Raw genomic sequence first — 15,789 nt, 5'->3', positions numbered from 1 at the left:
AAATTATGAGATTTACTGGTAATATATTTAGTCTAATCAAACGTTTTTGGATACTGATAATTCTGGCTGCATTTACAGCAGTTTCTGTTGCAGCTTGTAACCCAGAAAATTTTAAAAGTGCAGCATCAACAAGACCACAACTAGTCACTAGCATCTTGAGTGATCCTAAGACTTTTAATTTTGCTCTGAGTTCCGAATCTCCTAATGTTTTTGGACTGATTTATGAGGGGTTGATTACTGAAAACTATGAGACAGGGGAAGTCGAACCAGCATTAGCAGAATCTTGGGAAGTTTCTGATGATAAATTAAAAATAGTGTTTACTCTACGTGATGGTTTGAAATGGTCTGATGGAAAACCATTGACAGTAGATGATGTCATCTTTACTTACAATGAGATTTATTTTAATGAAGCTATTCCCACAGACGTTAGAGATGTGATGAGGATTGGTGAAAGTCGTCAACTACCTACTGTGAAAAAAGTCGATAGTCGCCGAGTAGAATTTACTGTTCCCGAACCATTTGCACCATTTTTACGGAGTGCTACTGGCGCACCTATTTTACCAGCCCATGCACTACGAGAATCGATACAGAAAAAAGATGCAGAAGGCAAGCCGACGTTTTTACAAAAATGGGGAGTGGATACACCTCCTAATGAAATCATTAGTAACGGAATGTATACAATCGAACGCTATGACACTAGTGAACGTGTAGTTTTTCGACGTAATCCTTATTACTGGCGCAAAGGTGCTAAAGGTGAACAACAGCCATATATAGAACGGATTGTATGGCAAATTGTAGAATCAACAGATACTTCTCTATTACAATTTCGTTCTGGTGGTTTAGATAGTGTGGGTGTATCACCAGACTATTTTTCTTTACTGAAGCGACAAGAAAAACAAGGTAATTTCAAAATTTATAATGGTGGCCCGGCGGCTGGTACTAGTTTTATCTTGTTTAATTTAAACAAAGGTGAAAGGAATGGTAAACCATTAATTAGCCCGATTAAGTCGAGATGGTTTAATACTGTTGAATTTCGGCAAGCTGTGGCTTATGCAATTGACCGCCAAACCATGATTAATAATATCTTCCGTGGCTTAGGTCAAACACAAAATTCCCCAATTTCTGTCCAGAGTCCCTATTATCTTTCTCCAAAAGAGGGATTAAAAGTTTACGATTACAATTTAGAGAGAGCTAAACAACTGTTATTAAAAGCTGGCTTTAAATACAATGAGCAAGGTCAATTATTAGATGCTCAAGGTAATCGCGTCCGGTTTACGTTGCTGACAAATGCTGGTAACAAAATTCGGGAAGCAATGGGATCACAAATTCAACAAGACTTGGGCAAAATTGGTATTCAAGTCGATTTTACTCCCTTGGCATGGAATACTTATATAGATAAACTGAGTAACACTTTAGATTGGGACGCTTCCTTGTTGGGTTTGACTGGTGGTTTAGAACCAAATGATGGAGCTAATGTTTGGTCACCTCAAGGGGGATTACATATGTTTAATCAAAAACCCCAAGCCGGACAAAAACCCATTGAAGGTTGGGAAGTAGCACCTTGGGAAGAGAAAATTGGTCAGTTATATATTCAAGCTGCCAGAGAATTAGACGAAGCCAAGCGTAAAGAAATTTATGCTGAAACCCAACGCATTACTCAGGAAAATTTACCATTTATTTATTTGGTAAATCCCTATGCTTTGTCAGCAGTACGGAATCGTTTTGCTGGGATTAAATTTTCAGCTCTAGGTGGTGCTTTCTGGAATCTCTACGAAATCAAAATTGTTGAGTAGGGCATTGGGAATTGGGCATTGGGAATTGGGCATGGGGCATTGGGAATTGGGCATTGGGCATGGGGCATGGGGAATTGGGCATTGGGCATTGGGATAAAATGTACTTTGTTCCTGTTCCCCTAACCCTATTCCCTAAATTTACTGTGACTCAACCTGAAACTTTGCGATCGCTCCTAGAGGCAGTTGCCAATGGTAAAGTTAGCCCAGATATGGCCTTAAACTCTCTCAAGGATTTAGCCTATGAGCCTGTAGGGGAGTTTGCTAAAATCGACCATCACCGTCATCTGAGAACTGGTTTCCCGGAAGTAATTTGGGGGCCTGGTAAAACCCCGGAACAAATTGCCCAAATCATGCAGGTAATGCGCCAGCGTAACCCTGTGGTGATGGCTACTCGCATCGAACCAACAACTTATAGCTTATTGCAACCAAAAATTCGGGGCTTACAGTATTACGAACTAGCACGAATTTGTGCGATCGCACCCTCTGAAATTGAACCACAGTTTGAGGGCGTGATTGGTATTCTCTCTGCTGGTACGGCTGATTTACCTGTGGCGGAAGAAGCAGCAGTCACGGCGGAACTTTCGGGATTTCGTGTACTGCGTCTTTGGGATGTGGGAGTGGCGGGGATTCATCGTTTATTAAGTAACCGCCATCTGATTCAATCAGCGTCAGTGTTAATTGTCGTGGCAGGTATGGAAGGTGCTTTACCCAGTGTTGTGGCGGGTTTGGCTGATTCTCCTGTGATTGCTGTTCCTACGAGTGTGGGTTATGGTGCTAGTTTTGGCGGGTTAGCACCATTATTAACTATGCTCAACTCCTGCGCGGCTGGGGTAGGTGTAGTTAATATTGATAACGGTTTTGGTGCTGCTGTGCTAGCAGGGCAAATTTTGCGAACAGCCGAGAAATTACGGATGGCATCGGTGACATCTTGAGTTAAGACAGCGAGTGATTAGGAACTGGGGACTGGGGACTGGGGACTGGGTAAATTACTTAATCTCTCAACTTTAGTTTCTCTCCCTAATTTTTAACTTAATGAATTACTCAAGATGCACTACTTAAGTGATTTAATATCTCAGAATTTTTGGGATTTACCTGTTAATTTAACTGTGTTAGCACAAAATGTCACTGACCCAGACTTGATAGGTCAAATACAGAAAACGTGGAACATTTTTGTGAAGTCAGGTCAAATCTGGGCATTATTGATTGGTGTAGTAGTTGGTTATATCTTTAGAAACCTAACTAAGTACGGTTGACAGGGGTAGGGAGTAGGGGTTTAAGGGTATAGGGGTGTAGGGGAGACGAGGGAGACGAGGGAGACGAGGGAGACAAGGGAGACAAGGGAGAAATTTTATCTTAATTTCACACTTAGTTCCCAGTCCCCAGTCCCCTATCCCCTATCCCCTATCCCCAATTCCCAATCTGCAATATTTGTATGACCGAAAAACAAACTTGGAGTCAGAGGTTTGAATCAGCGTTGCATCCGGCGATCGCTCGTTTTAATGCTAGTATCAGTTTTGACATTGAATTAATAGAATACGACCTGACAGGCTCTCAAGCTCATGCCCAAATGTTGGCACATACGGGGATTATCTCTGCCGCCGAAGGTGAGCAATTAGTAGCAGGTTTAGAACAAATTCGCCAAGAATATCGCCAAGGACAATTTCAACCGGGTATTGATGCGGAAGATGTTCACTTTGCTGTGGAACGGCGGTTAACGGAAATTGTCGGTGATGTAGGGAAAAAACTACACACGGCGCGATCGCGTAATGACCAAGTAGGCACAGATACTAGGCTATACTTACGTGACCAAATTCAACAAATCAAACACCTATTAAGGGAATTTCAGCGTGTCTTACTTGATATTGCTGAACAAAATGTAGAAACTCTGATTCCTGGTTACACCCATCTACAACGCGCTCAACCCCTGAGTTTAGCTCATCACCTCTTGGCTTACTTCCAGATGGCACAACGAGACTGGGAACGTCTAGGTGATGTGTATCGCCGGGTGAATATTTCGCCTTTGGGGTGTGGTGCTTTAGCTGGGACGACTTTCCCCATAGATCGCCATTATACTGCTAACCTATTGCATTTTGATGAAATTTATGCTAACAGTTTGGATGGAGTGAGCGATCGAGACTTTGCTGTAGAATTTTTGTGTGCCGCTAGTTTGATTATGGTTCACCTCAGTCGGCTTTCTGAGGAAATCATTCTTTGGTCATCTGAAGAATTTCGCTTTGTCACCCTCAAAGATAGCTGTGCTACTGGTTCGAGTATCATGCCACAAAAGAAGAACCCTGATGTACCTGAACTAGTCCGGGGTAAAACTGGTAGGGTATTCGGACATCTCCAAGCGATGCTAGTCATTATGAAGGGACTACCCCTAGCTTATAACAAAGATTTGCAAGAAGATAAAGAAGGCATATTTGATGCTGTAAACACCGTCAAGGCTTGTCTAGAAGCGATGACTATTTTGCTACGAGAAGGCTTAGAATTTCGCACTCATCGCTTAAACGCAGCCGTCACCGAAGATTTTTCTAATGCTACCGATGTTGCAGACTATTTAGCAGCCAGAGGAGTACCTTTCCGCGAAGCTTATAATCTCGTTGGTAAAGTAGTGAAAACCAGCATTGCCGCAGGTAAACTTTTAAAAGATTTAACACTAGAAGAATGGCAGCAAATACACCCGGCTTTTGCGGCAGATATTTACACCGCCATATCCCCTAAAACAGTTGTAGCCGCACGTAACAGTTACGGCGGCACAGGTTTCGAGCAGGTAAATAAAGCCCTTTTAGTTGCCCGTAGTCAAATATCAGACTAGAGGGAATGGGGTTAAGGGAATGGGGTTAAGGGAAGTCAAAAGTCAACAGGTAAAAGTAAAAAGAAAAGAATTTTTTAGCTTTTGCCTTTTGCCCTTCAGGTGAAGCTTTTGCGTTGCTAACGCCACTGGCTTCAAGCCGGGAAACCTGTTCACCCACTGGCTAACCTTTTGCCTTTTTAATGCCCAATGCCCAATGCCCAATGCCCAATGCCCAAATCCTAAATCACTTCTAGAATATCGGTTTCAAAAGGCAGCTTATTCAGCGTCAACTGCTGCTGCGCCCTCATCTTCCTCATTCTTAGGCGATCTTTGTTGGAATCTTCTTTGCATCTTGCCTGTTGTAGTCCGTTTACGAAACTTTCTGGCGTATGCCTGGTTTCGTAGCGCCTTTTCTTTTTTCGGGTTACGGCGCTTTGCCATGTTCACCTCATGAATAAACAACAAAATAAGCTTCTAGGCATTTAGTAGGCAATATCAGCTACTAGTGTTATTGATACAGTTTTAGCCTAGATTTTGACTGTATATAGTTTGAACAGCATATAATGCTACCTTATTTAATTGGATAATGTCAATCTTTCCTGAGACTAGAACAATTGACATCCAGAAAAAATTACAATATATTCTCAAAATTTATTGACTATCAATATCTTGTGTAGGGTAAAAGTAATTTCCTGCACCCGGAAGTTGTACATTAACTCAAATATAGACATCCGATTTGATTAATGAAATTATTTACGTAAGTAGGAAGGTTGGCGGAACAGGAAAAAAACACTTTAGATGATTACGGAGTTTTTTGAAAAATCAAATATCAATCATATAGGAATCCGACTTGATTATTGAAATTATTTGCGTAGGTAGGAAGGTTGAGGGAACAGGGAACGGGAAAAGACGTAACAGAGGTGTACTTAGTTTTTTTCAGAAATCAAATATGATTCCTATATATATATTTGATAATAAATACAATTAATCTTACCTAGTAAATAAAGTTATTCAGTTATAATATTTATAGATAAAACTAATGTTTTTTACAAAACTTATTTATTTTCAAAAAAGAATATTCATAAAAGTATAATTTTTATGTTAAAAATATTTTAAATTAGTATGATATGTCACACTAATACAAATAATCCTTTAAAAAAGCAATAATCACAAGCAAGAAGGATTTAATTGATCAATTTGCTATTTATGTAATGTATGAAACTGCTATTTAAAGGCTATAAATAGCTGGAAAGTGCAAAAGCCAAAATCGAGAATAAACACTTTTTTATTGTTATATAGACGTACAACCCTGTGTTTAGTGGCAGTCAGCGATTATACAAATCTATCAAAGAAGAATTTGACACCGTTAATGTTGAGGAATATGTAAAATTCTCCTTTGCTCAAATCTCGGATATTTTAATAATGATTGATAATATGTCTATACATAACTAAATTTTTTGTTAAAATGTATTCTCAAACCGTGAGTAGATTTGTGTCAAGCAAAATTCAGCTTTTCCAAAACTTGATTTTCTACCGATGGGATTGGTTTAAATTACACAATATAAACATTTTTAGATTGAAAGTCCTTGCTTTTTTTGCGATACCGATCCAATCTGCACGTAGTCTCTGGCGTATTGGACAAACTGTACTAGGAATTATTTTCCGTCATCCCATTACGGGAACTAGTATCATACCGATATTATCTGACGGAAGAATTGTGTTGATCAAGCGGCGTGATGATGGTCTTTGGTCATTGCCTGGGGGTATGGTGGACTGGGGGGAAGATATTCCTAATACAGTTCACCGGGAATTAAAGGAAGAGACTGGACTAGAGGTGACAAAAATTAAGCGTTTGGTGGGGGTTTACTCTTCTCCAGAGCGTGATCCCAGAGTCCATTCAATTTGTGTTGTGGTAGAAGTAGAAGTCACAGGGAATATGGAAATTCAGGATAAGTTGGAAGTTATGGAAATCCAAGCCTTTACAGTTGATTCTTTACCTCCAGAACCAATGTCTCATGATCACGCGCGCCAGTTACGTGACTATTTAAATGGTTTGACGACATTAGCTTGATTGGGGCTGGGGATTCGGGAATGGGTGGAGAATTGAGATAAAAAGATGTGAAATTTTAGGTTAAAATTAGCAACTTAGATTTACGCTCGAAAGTCTAATTTAAAACTTAAAATCTACTGTATAGGTTGTTCAACTAAGATGGAAACGCTGTTACGTAACGCCCGGAGAAAGCTATCTCAAGGGCTATTATTCTGGCGTGAGGCTGGTGAGGGGATTCCTATCGTTTTGTTACATGGTAGTTGGCATGAAAGTAGCCAATGGTTATCGGTAATGGAGTTACTTGCTAAAGACTTCAATTGTTTCGCCCCAGATTTATTAGGGTTTGGTGAGTCAGAAAATCCTGATGTTCATTACTCAATTGATTTGCAAGTGGAATGTATTGCTGAGTTCTTGCAAGCTTTGAAATTAGACAGAGTATATTTAGTAGGACATTCCCTGGGTGGTTGGGTTGCGGCTAGTTATGCTCTCAAGTATCCAGAACAGGTGGCGAAGTTAGTCTTACTCGCACCAGAGGGTGTAAAAACTCCTAGGCAAGAAGTTTATTATCGTAAAATGCAGAAGTTAGTCAAGCGATCGCCATTATTTTTTAGGATAGTGCGATCGCTGCGTTTTATCACCAAAATTTTTGGTTTACACGAGAAAATCGAACAAGATTGGCAAACACATCAAAAAATATTGCAATTCCCTACTGCTTGTCAATTATTATTTCAGCGACAACAACCAGAAATTGCAGCAGAATTATTACAAGGTCGATTAGATGAAATTGCAGTTCCGGTGTTGATTTTACAAGGTGCTAAAGATTCAACTGATGCTGTGATTCGTAGTGAGGTTTACAGTAAACTCATCCCTGATGTTGAGTTGAAAATGATTGCTCATGCTGGTTATGAGTTGCCAAAATCTTGTGTTGGGCTTGTAGCTGGAGATATTCGAGATTTTATCTTAAATCGATAGGGAATAATAGAAATTCAAAAGCAAGTAAAAATTGAGGGAATTAAAATTTGGACTCAGGACTAAAGTCTTGAGTCCAAACTTTAAAACATCAAGATTTAGTTTGAGAACTGCTTAAGCTATGACGACGATGTCATTAGATGTCAGAGCGGGGAAAGAAGTGAGGCTAGCAATCTGTTGTTGTGCTGCTGCACCGTTACCATCGATATCAAAGAATAATGCGCCTATAGCATTGTTATAGATGAAACGATGATTAGAATTTGTGGCAGCAGCACCTAGAACAAACTGAGTACCTAACAGCGCACCTTGAGCCAAACCACCACCAAAACCAGCAGCAGAAACTGCGATTTTATCCAAGGTAGAAACAAAATCAGTGATAATATCTACACCCTCACCAGGATTTAAGAAGGTAAAGCGATCGCTACCAGCACCACCAACTAAGACATCAACACCACTACCACCAATCAAATTATCATTGCCAGCACCACCTGATAAGAAATCATTGCCAGCACCACCACGGAGAGTATTGTTGCTAGCATTGCCGGTAATAATGTCGTCTTGAGCTGTACCTGTGACATTCTCAAATTTGTTGACGGTGAAGTTGAGTGTTCCCAAACCAGGAACATTATTCACTATCAAACTATTAATAGCCAGATTAGCAGTAATGCTGGTGCTACCGGTTGCAGTGGAAGCATTGATGGTATCACCCAACAAGTTAGAAGCAGTGATGGTTTCAATGGATTTCAATTGGTCAGTACCAAATCCACCTGCTTTTGTCACAGTACCTGTAGGGCCAAGAACGATGGTTTGTCCTAATGCACTGTAGTCTGCTGTGTCGTTACCTGCTTCACCATTGAGGGTGTCATTGCCTTTGCTACCGAATAAGACATCATTGCCTGCACCAGCATTGATAATGTTGTTAGCACTGTTGCCTGTAATTTTGTCGTTTTGAGCCGTACCTGTGACATTCTCAAATTTGTTGACGGTGAAGTTGAGTGTTCCCAAACCAGGAACATTATTCACAATCAAACTATTGGTAGCCAGATTAGCAGTAATGCTGGTGCTACCTGTTGCAGTGGAAGCATTGATGGTATCACCCAACAAGTTAGAAGCGGTGATGGTTTCAATGGAGTTCAATTGGTCAGTACCAAATCCACCTGCTTTCGTCACAGTACCTGTAGGGCCAAGAACGATGGTTTGTCCTAATGCACTGTAGTCTGCTGTGTCGTTACCTGCTTCACCATTGAGGGTGTCATTGCCTTTGCTACCGAATAACACATCATTGCCTGCACCAGCATTGATAATGTTGTTAGCACTGTTGCCTGTAATTTTGTCGTCTTGAGCTGTACCTGTGACATTCTCAAAGTTGTTGACAGTGAACTTGAGTGTTCCCAAACCAGGAACATTATTCACGATTAGGGAATTAGTTGATAAATTAACAGTTACTGAAGTTGGGCTAGTTGCATCAGACGCATCAATCCAGTCGTTGAGTGATGAAGTGGCAATAATGTTTTCGACTTGCACTAGTTGGTCTGTACCAAACCCGACTCCTTTTGTAACGATGCCAGTCGCTTTGAGGGTAATTGCTTGGCTTAAAGCACTGTAGTCAGCTGTGTCAAACCCATTGCCACCATTGAGCAAGCTGTTACCATTTGGGTCTAAAACATAAAAGTAATCATTACCATTACCACCGATGAGGGTATCGCTGCCTGCATCATTAAACAGAATGTCGTCTCCGTCTTCGCCAAACACAACATCATTACCTTGTCCACCAAGCAGGATATCATTGCCTTTGCCGCCAAACAGGAAGTCATTACCGCCTTGGCCAAGGATAATATCATTACCATCCAGACCAAAAATGTAATCATGGGTGGCTTTACCAATCAAAATGTCATTAGCAGCCGTTCCAAAAATGACATGAATTAGCTTGGCACTGATGGGAGCAGCTAGGAAACTGGAATTAGTCTTGGACGAAGTTAAAGTTGCGTCAAGTGAGGGTGTTGGCTGATTAGTCGCACTCAAGAAGGCCTCAAAGGCTACTGGGTCATTGACTACATCAGGAGCAAATTTGGCAACCAATTCGTTTGCTTCACTGCTAGTGGTGGCAATAACTTCAGCAGGTGGGTTAGCCAAGCGAAGTTCTTCAACTACAGCAGAATCACTAAGCAATTTAGCGAAAGCAGCCGCATCTACCTTGCCAGAAACTAATTGATCACTCAAGGTTTCAAGGTCTTTATCTGTCAATGATTCCAGAGATGTCGCCATGTGCTTTAATTTTCCTTTGATTCAATATTTGTCTTTGAGGTCAGACAAGCGGCTGTAAACAAATATGAATAAATCATTAAATTGTTCAGTATGAACGTTTTCTAGAACACATTCAATATGAATCTTTTGTGAAGAGATGCGTTGCAAAAAAATATGAATAAATCATTAAGTTGTTCAATATGAACGTTTTCCGGGATAAATTGAATATGAATTATTTGTGAAGATATGGGTTTTAAATATTAAATCGGATTGGATTTGTTCGATAAAAAACCACAGTCCGCACCAGTATATATATGTGCATATATGCTGGTGCAGATTGTGGTTGTGAAAGTTTTATTTATTACTCAGTGAAAGGTTTGAGGTTTTGTTGTAGTATTTCGTGAATGCGATCGCATTCTCGCAAGACGGGCATTTGACTACAAAAGCAGTCAGGCTATAGGTTCGGCGATCTTTTTCCTTAAGTCACATTGTGACTTTACCCATAAGTTTGCCGCGACTGGAAGCATAACTTTGCCGTCAACAACACTATAACCTTTATTCTTGCGTCAGATCATTTTGGATGAAATTAACCGTTTGGAAGCATAACTTTGCCGCCAGTCCAAAATGGTAGGATAAGCTTGCCGTGAGTCTAGGCTGTTGACTTTGTCGGTTTTAAGGCAGAATTAGTTCATACAATAATTGTGTCGGAAAAATCCAGCAAAGTCAAAGTCTATGCAAGAGTTTAAAAGCCCAGTGAGTAGATTAGCGAGATTGTTCAAGAAAGGTAGAGAAAACTGGAAAGAGAAGGCGGTCGTAAAACAGAAGCAAATCAGAGCTTTAGAAATAAAAGTGAGAGACTTAACGGATTCGAGAGAGAAGTGGAAAAAGCGTGCGATGGCGGCAGAAGCAAGGTTAAAAAAACTGAAGTTGGAGGAGGAGAGCGAAAAAAAGCAGAAATCGAAAACCAATCAGCCGACATAGAATCGGAGATGGGTGAAACAGACTTAAAGATTAAGGGTCACTATTATGATGTAAAAACAATTCAGCAAGCGATACATTTGTTAATCAACAGTGGGATTAGTTTTAGAGGTGTAGAGAAAGTTTTTGAATTATTTAATGATTGTGAATCACAGGCAACTCCTAGCTTTAGCTGTATTAGAAAATGGTTAGGAAGAATAGCAATATATGAGTTAAAAAGAGAAAAAGAGTATCGCAGGGATTGGATTTACATTGTGGATTTTACTTTAGCATTGGGAAAACATAAAGCTTTAGTTGTGCTAGGGGTGTCACAGGAATACTTATTATCAAATGTAATTGAGGAAAAGAGGGGATTATCACATAAAGACGTAGAAATACTAGCAATAGAAATAATGGAGTCTACCAAAGGAGAAATCATAGAAAAGCAATTAGATAAAATTAGCCAAAGGGTGGGAGTACCAAGACAAATCGTTGCAGATAATAGTAGTGACCTAGCGCGTGGAATCAAGCTATATCAAGAAAATAATCCAGAGGTAATTTATACGCATGATGTGACTCACGCAATGGCATTACTATTAAAATATCAATTAGAATCAGATAAGAGATATCAATCATTTATCCAAAAGTGTAGCATATGTAGGCAGCAATTACAGCAAACAGAATTATCTTTTTTAGCTCCGCCATCACAGCGTTCTCAATGTCGTTATTTTAATATTGAAAGGCTAACTAATTGGGGAATTAAGTTATTAAACTCATCAGTGGAAACTCTAATTAGCCTGATTCCAGATATTGCCCCCACAGTGATTTATCAAAAAGTCAGAGATAAGTTGGGGTGGTTAAATGATTATCAATCAGATTTAATTAAATGGAATCAAATGGTATTGCTAACACGCCGTATCGAAACTGAGCTTAAACAATCAGGAATCAATCATGATTCTCTTGTGCATTTCGCAAATAATCAAGATAATTATGATGATAATTGTCTCCAGAAGCTTCAGCAAGATATTTTGGGTTATCTAGCTGTTCAATGTAACAAAATCAAGCATGAAGGTACTTTTTTGGCTACTTCTGATGTTATTGAATCACTCTTTGGAAAATACAAGCAATTTTCTGCTCGCTGTCCATTTAAAGAAATCAGTCAAATGCTACTAACCATATGTCTATCGACTATGGATTTAACAACTACTGTTGTTAAAAATGCACTTTTAAATATTAGCTTTGCTGATGTTGAAGCATGGTTTCTTCAGGTTTTTGGTCAGTCTTCGCTCTCGAAACGAAAAATATTATTTTCTCCTGATTACGAAGACACAGAAACTGCATGAACTTTTACCCCTAAAAAAAGTACAGAGTCAACAGCCTACCGTGAGTCCAATCAAGCATGGAAAGTAGGAAAGCACTGGATTTTTCAGAATTGAGCAGAAGCGGTTTATGCTGGTACGGGATAGAAACTTTCGGCTATCAGTCTTTCCTGAGTAAGAGCTAATTTCTAAACTAAAGTAAAATACTTACCTTGTAAGGGTTTGAGAAATTTGAGTTAATACGGCACTTATTCGCTGAAACTTAGACCTAGCCATGACTTGAGTCCCCTTAAGATTTTATTTACGAATCAGCTCTAACTACTGGAGTATTATAAGATTCTCCTAAGTAGTGAGAACATTGCGAACAATAGCCTAAACTGGATTGCCAATCTCACCAAAGTAGTTGGCGATGACAATGAGGGCAAGTTTGCACAAGAGATGTTGATGTATTAAACAACTCTGCCATCTTTAAATTTTTCTCAAAATTTCCATCTATGGCAGCCATATTACTTCACAGTGAGGAATATGTAGACTTAACGTTTAAGCTAAGAGGCGCACCGATTCCTCTTGATAATGGTTATGCTGTCTATAGTGCTTTGTCCAGGATTTGTCCTAGCCTTCACGAACTAAAGTCTATTGGGATTCATCCGATTGCTGGAATCCCGACTAGGAACAATTTGCTTGAACTCACTGCCCAATCTCGTTTCAAAATTCGGATTAATCATCAACAAATTCCTTGAATTTATCCTTATTTAGCTGGTCAAGCTTTTCATATAGGTCAAAATTCTTATCAACTAGATATTCCCGACTACAAACCGTTAATTTCCTCAGAAAGTGTCTATTCCAGATTATTGATAATTAAAGGTTTTCAAGACTCTAATAACTTTATTGAAGCTGTGCAACGGCAACTAGATAATATAGGAATACAAGGGAAAATTGAATTACTTACCCGACAAGATGGAACACCTCAAAAAAGACAATTAACCATCAATAAAGAAGGGAAACAGTTTAAAGTTAGAGGATTTGGCGTAAAAATCAGCGAACTCCACCCAGAAGATTCCTTAATCCTGCAAGAACAGGGGATTGGTGGAAAACGAAAGATGATGTGTGGAATATTTGTCCCAGCTACTCGTAGCAAGGAAGAAGAGGAAACCTAATCATGGTTGCTACCCAACCCAAAATTTCCCTATCTCTCGATGCTGCGGATACGACAATAATGCACCGCGTGGGAATGACGGGACTTTACATGACTTTACAGCAATTAGAAAAGCAATATCCCTCATCTCGTCAACGGGGAGGACATATATCATGGTTTTTGACTGCTGATACTATTGAATTATTCTGGCAAGGAAGTGATTTTGTTGCCCTATCTTGATGGATTGGGGGAACAATTGTTAAGGAGTTACAGCAATTGGATAATTTTGATAATTCCCCTTTTAACAAGGCGCATATTTATCGGAATCGAAATGAACTGGCTGAAGCCTTGAAAACAGTCATTAAAAGAGATTTGGGCTTAGAAGAATCAAAATGACTGCACCATTAATTCTCTATTTGGATGTTCCATTTGCAACTTTTCGGGAGTCCCATGCGAGGGAAATGGGAAAAACCTATCCTGTACCTCCTCCAGCAACAGTGTATGGGATGTTGTTGTCTTTGGTAGGGGAAACGGATGTCTATCGCCACTGTGGGGTAGAATTGGCGATCGCAATGTTATCTAGTCCCAAAAAGTCGCGGATTTTGCGTCAAATGAGACGGTTTAAGAATGCTGATTTTAGCCATCCAGAGAATGTTATTCCCGGTTATCAAGAAATTTTGTCTAATCTCAAGTGTTTGATTTGGGTTCGTTCCGACGGGGAGAAGATACAACCAAGTTTAAGGGAGAGGATACAGTTAGCGTTTGACCATCCTGAGCTAGTAAGACGGTTTGGTTGTTTATTTTTGGGAGAAAGTGACCAGTTGATTAAAACAATCAAACTTGTCTCAGAAGATTATCTAGAAGGGGTGAGACAGTGGGTGATTAGGGATAATCGAGGCAGGTTAACCTTACCTTATTGGGTTGACCATGTGGGGTCAAGAAATACCCGATTTTTGAGGTATCGGATTGAGGAAATGCCAAGCTCACCACCTCCTGATTTGGCGTGGACAATGATTCAATCTCCAATTTGACAAGTATCTCTTGTGGGAAAGGGAATTTAGGGTAAAAGAATGTCGGGAAGGTTTATACGGTAAGGGATATGGTAATTTAGGCAAGAAAAAAGGTGCTTGCCATTTTTGGGAAAGTTTATCGGCACTGGGTTTGAGGGGTCGAAAGTCAGGGAAACTTTGGTAAGTTTTATGTTTTTGGTTTCTCGATTTGGGAGGTACTTGTAAGATTGTAAATTAACCTTCCTCAGCTAAGGGTTTTCACCTTTGCTGTGATTCGTGGCTTGATGCCGTTAGGCGTTGCTCAATACAGCTTTAGTTCAAAACAAGTTGTTTCCTCACGTGATTCGTGGCTTGATGCCGTTAGGCGTTGCTCAATATACAGAATCGTTGTATTCGTCTGCACCATTTTGGTGATTCGTGGCTTGATGCCGTTAGGCGTTGCTCAATTAAGGGCAATTCCTTGTGTCTCAATTTTAATCAAGGGTGATTCGTGGCTTGATGCCGTTAGGCGTTGCTCAAATATCAAGATTAAATTACTAACTACGATCGCAAAAGTGATTCGTGGTTTGATACGGTTGGATTATTCCTTTACACAAGAAAGAGACGTGAACTAAATCACGTCTCCAAGTGATGGGATAAATGCTTTGTGTGTTATGCTGCGTCGGCTACCAGTAAGCCATTCACAGCGATGATGATGATTTGTGCTGCTAAAGGAGTGTCACAACGTAATCTATCGTCGCTATTACAGGGTTGTGCTATCCATTCACCTTTCAGATTTTGGTAGAAAGTGCCAAGTAGTTGGGAACCATTCCAAACACGGTAAAGTTCGCCAAATACCTCTGATACCGAATCAATCTCAATTTCTGGTGCTACTGGATCGGCAAGTTGGTCAATATATTCATCAAACTCGGTTTTAGCCAAGGCTGGGTTATCAAACTCATCTTGTACAATCATCATGAGTGACCTCATTAACGGGGTTGAACAAAAGGCGATCGCAATCTTTGGACGGAGGGCGATCGCCTTTTTGAGTACATCAATATATTAGTTACTTGGGTAGCTAAAATCAACAAGTATATTTAAAACTTTAATTTGTCACTTCGACTGTGCTTAAAAAATTGTTTATCGATATTCCTAATGCAGTACAAATAGCCTCTAATACTTTTAGAGAAACGCTTTCAGACTCACCATACTCTAATTTTTTTAAATTTTGGTGGGAACACTCACCACCTCTGGCAGCAATTTCATCAGCCAGTTTCTGGCGTGACATTTTTCCCCGTAATCGTTTTAGAACTGTTCCTCTATCTTTATTCCAGGCAACAGATACAACGTCCTCAATATAAATATAAATTCTGGTTTCTTTCTCACCCTTGTTAGACATATAATAGCTACGACAGTAAACAAAATCTAAATTTCTGAGCTACTACAGTTTACAAACTATAAGGATTTAGAGCGAAAGTGAGCCTCCTTAAAAAACTGACGCTGAAGCCCCAAAAGATTTAGTTTTCATTCTTATTA

General features: G+C 39.7%; 13 protein-coding genes and 1 pseudogene. 10 read left to right on the top strand and 4 right to left on the bottom strand.

The window, feature by feature from the left end:
• Positions 1 to 5 precede the first annotated feature (5 nt).
• The 4 genes from ACPZ3T_RS12145 (at position 6) to argH (ending at position 4,611) form a co-directional block, all read left to right on the top strand.
• Complete coding sequence (locus tag ACPZ3T_RS12145) at positions 6 to 1,793, top strand: ABC transporter substrate-binding protein (protein ID WP_490276570.1); 1,788 nt, start codon at positions 6 to 8, stop codon at positions 1,791 to 1,793.
• A gap of 143 nt (positions 1,794 to 1,936) precedes the next feature.
• A complete protein-coding gene (gene larB / locus ACPZ3T_RS12140) occupies positions 1,937 to 2,725 on the top strand; it encodes a nickel pincer cofactor biosynthesis protein LarB (protein ID WP_490276568.1) in 789 nt (262 codons plus the stop codon).
• Positions 2,726 to 2,839: 114 nt separating this feature from the next.
• On the top strand, positions 2,840 to 3,046 hold the full coding sequence (locus tag ACPZ3T_RS12135; protein ID WP_490276566.1) for a hypothetical protein: 207 nt from the start codon (positions 2,840 to 2,842) through the stop codon (positions 3,044 to 3,046).
• A 179-nt stretch (positions 3,047 to 3,225) separates the two neighbouring features.
• Entirely contained in the window at positions 3,226 to 4,611 is a 1,386-nt protein-coding gene (gene argH / locus ACPZ3T_RS12130) for an argininosuccinate lyase (protein WP_490276564.1), read from the top strand.
• A gap of 255 nt (positions 4,612 to 4,866) precedes the next feature.
• Here the strand turns inward: argH and ACPZ3T_RS12125 are convergent, their stop codons facing one another.
• Positions 4,867 to 5,031, bottom strand: coding sequence for a hypothetical protein (locus ACPZ3T_RS12125; protein ID WP_490276562.1), 165 nt, complete (start codon positions 5,029 to 5,031; stop codon positions 4,867 to 4,869).
• A 1,135-nt stretch (positions 5,032 to 6,166) separates the two neighbouring features.
• Here ACPZ3T_RS12125 and ACPZ3T_RS12120 point away from each other — a divergent pair.
• Complete coding sequence (locus ACPZ3T_RS12120) at positions 6,167 to 6,661, top strand: NUDIX hydrolase (protein WP_490277205.1); 495 nt, start codon at positions 6,167 to 6,169, stop codon at positions 6,659 to 6,661.
• Positions 6,662 to 6,799: 138 nt separating this feature from the next.
• Positions 6,800 to 7,612 carry an alpha/beta fold hydrolase gene (locus ACPZ3T_RS12115; protein WP_490276560.1) on the top strand — a complete coding sequence of 271 codons (813 nt, stop codon included), beginning with the start codon at positions 6,800 to 6,802 and terminating at the stop codon, positions 7,610 to 7,612.
• Between the two features lie 111 nt (positions 7,613 to 7,723).
• Here ACPZ3T_RS12115 and ACPZ3T_RS12110 read toward each other — a convergent pair whose 3' ends face one another.
• Positions 7,724 to 9,874, bottom strand: a complete 2,151-nt coding sequence (locus ACPZ3T_RS12110; RefSeq protein ID WP_490276558.1) for a hypothetical protein — start codon at positions 9,872 to 9,874, stop codon at positions 7,724 to 7,726.
• An 857-nt stretch (positions 9,875 to 10,731) separates the two neighbouring features.
• Here ACPZ3T_RS12110 and ACPZ3T_RS12105 point away from each other — a divergent pair.
• The 4 genes and pseudogenes from ACPZ3T_RS12105 (at position 10,732) to cas5 (ending at position 14,295) form a co-directional block, all read left to right on the top strand.
• On the top strand, positions 10,732 to 12,153 hold the full coding sequence (locus ACPZ3T_RS12105) for a hypothetical protein (protein ID WP_490270384.1): 1,422 nt from the start codon (positions 10,732 to 10,734) through the stop codon (positions 12,151 to 12,153).
• Positions 12,154 to 12,623: 470 nt separating this feature from the next.
• A pseudogene (gene cas6 / locus ACPZ3T_RS12100) lies at positions 12,624 to 13,286 on the top strand (type I-MYXAN CRISPR-associated protein Cas6/Cmx6).
• A 2-nt stretch (positions 13,287 to 13,288) separates the two neighbouring features.
• Positions 13,289 to 13,504, top strand: a complete 216-nt coding sequence (locus ACPZ3T_RS12095; RefSeq protein WP_490276556.1) for a hypothetical protein — start codon at positions 13,289 to 13,291, stop codon at positions 13,502 to 13,504.
• A gap of 152 nt (positions 13,505 to 13,656) precedes the next feature.
• Positions 13,657 to 14,295, top strand: coding sequence for a type I-MYXAN CRISPR-associated protein Cas5/Cmx5/DevS (cas5, locus tag ACPZ3T_RS12090; RefSeq protein WP_490276554.1), 639 nt, complete (start codon positions 13,657 to 13,659; stop codon positions 14,293 to 14,295).
• Positions 14,296 to 14,925: 630 nt separating this feature from the next.
• On the opposite strand, the gene ACPZ3T_RS12085 is transcribed toward cas5, so the two are convergent.
• Together ACPZ3T_RS12085 and ACPZ3T_RS12080 are read right to left on the bottom strand one after the other, a co-directional pair.
• Positions 14,926 to 15,231: a hypothetical protein gene (locus ACPZ3T_RS12085; protein ID WP_490276552.1), complete on the bottom strand. Its 306-nt coding sequence runs from the start codon at positions 15,229 to 15,231 to the stop codon at positions 14,926 to 14,928.
• Between the two features lie 127 nt (positions 15,232 to 15,358).
• The gene (locus ACPZ3T_RS12080) at positions 15,359 to 15,652 is read right to left on the bottom strand and encodes a helix-turn-helix domain-containing protein (protein ID WP_490276550.1); all 294 of its coding nucleotides are present in this window, start codon (positions 15,650 to 15,652) and stop codon (positions 15,359 to 15,361) included.
• Positions 15,653 to 15,789: the final 137 nt, after the last annotated feature.

The organism is Aliinostoc maniaoense (genome assembly GCF_058172895.1).
Note: the sequence above shows the minus strand (reverse complement) of the source record. Positions and strands in the feature narration are given on the sequence as shown.

Bases quoted from the DNA above. Each gene is read 5' to 3' on its own strand.
- ACPZ3T_RS12145 (WP_490276570.1), top strand. From the start codon at position 6: ATGAGATTTACTGGTAATATATTTAGTCTAATCAAACGTTTTTGGATA.
- ACPZ3T_RS12135 (WP_490276566.1), top strand. From the start codon at position 2,840: ATGCACTACTTAAGTGATTTAATATCTCAGAATTTTTGGGATTTACCT.
- argH (WP_490276564.1), top strand. From the start codon at position 3,226: ATGACCGAAAAACAAACTTGGAGTCAGAGGTTTGAATCAGCGTTGCAT.
- ACPZ3T_RS12125 (WP_490276562.1), bottom strand. From the start codon at position 5,031: ATGGCAAAGCGCCGTAACCCGAAAAAAGAAAAGGCGCTACGAAACCAG.
- ACPZ3T_RS12115 (WP_490276560.1), top strand. From the start codon at position 6,800: ATGGAAACGCTGTTACGTAACGCCCGGAGAAAGCTATCTCAAGGGCTA.
- ACPZ3T_RS12110 (WP_490276558.1), bottom strand. From the start codon at position 9,874: ATGGCGACATCTCTGGAATCATTGACAGATAAAGACCTTGAAACCTTG.
- ACPZ3T_RS12095 (WP_490276556.1), top strand. From the start codon at position 13,289: ATGGTTGCTACCCAACCCAAAATTTCCCTATCTCTCGATGCTGCGGAT.
- cas5 (WP_490276554.1), top strand. From the start codon at position 13,657: ATGACTGCACCATTAATTCTCTATTTGGATGTTCCATTTGCAACTTTT.
- ACPZ3T_RS12085 (WP_490276552.1), bottom strand. From the start codon at position 15,231: ATGATGATTGTACAAGATGAGTTTGATAACCCAGCCTTGGCTAAAACC.
- ACPZ3T_RS12080 (WP_490276550.1), bottom strand. From the start codon at position 15,652: ATGTCTAACAAGGGTGAGAAAGAAACCAGAATTTATATTTATATTGAG.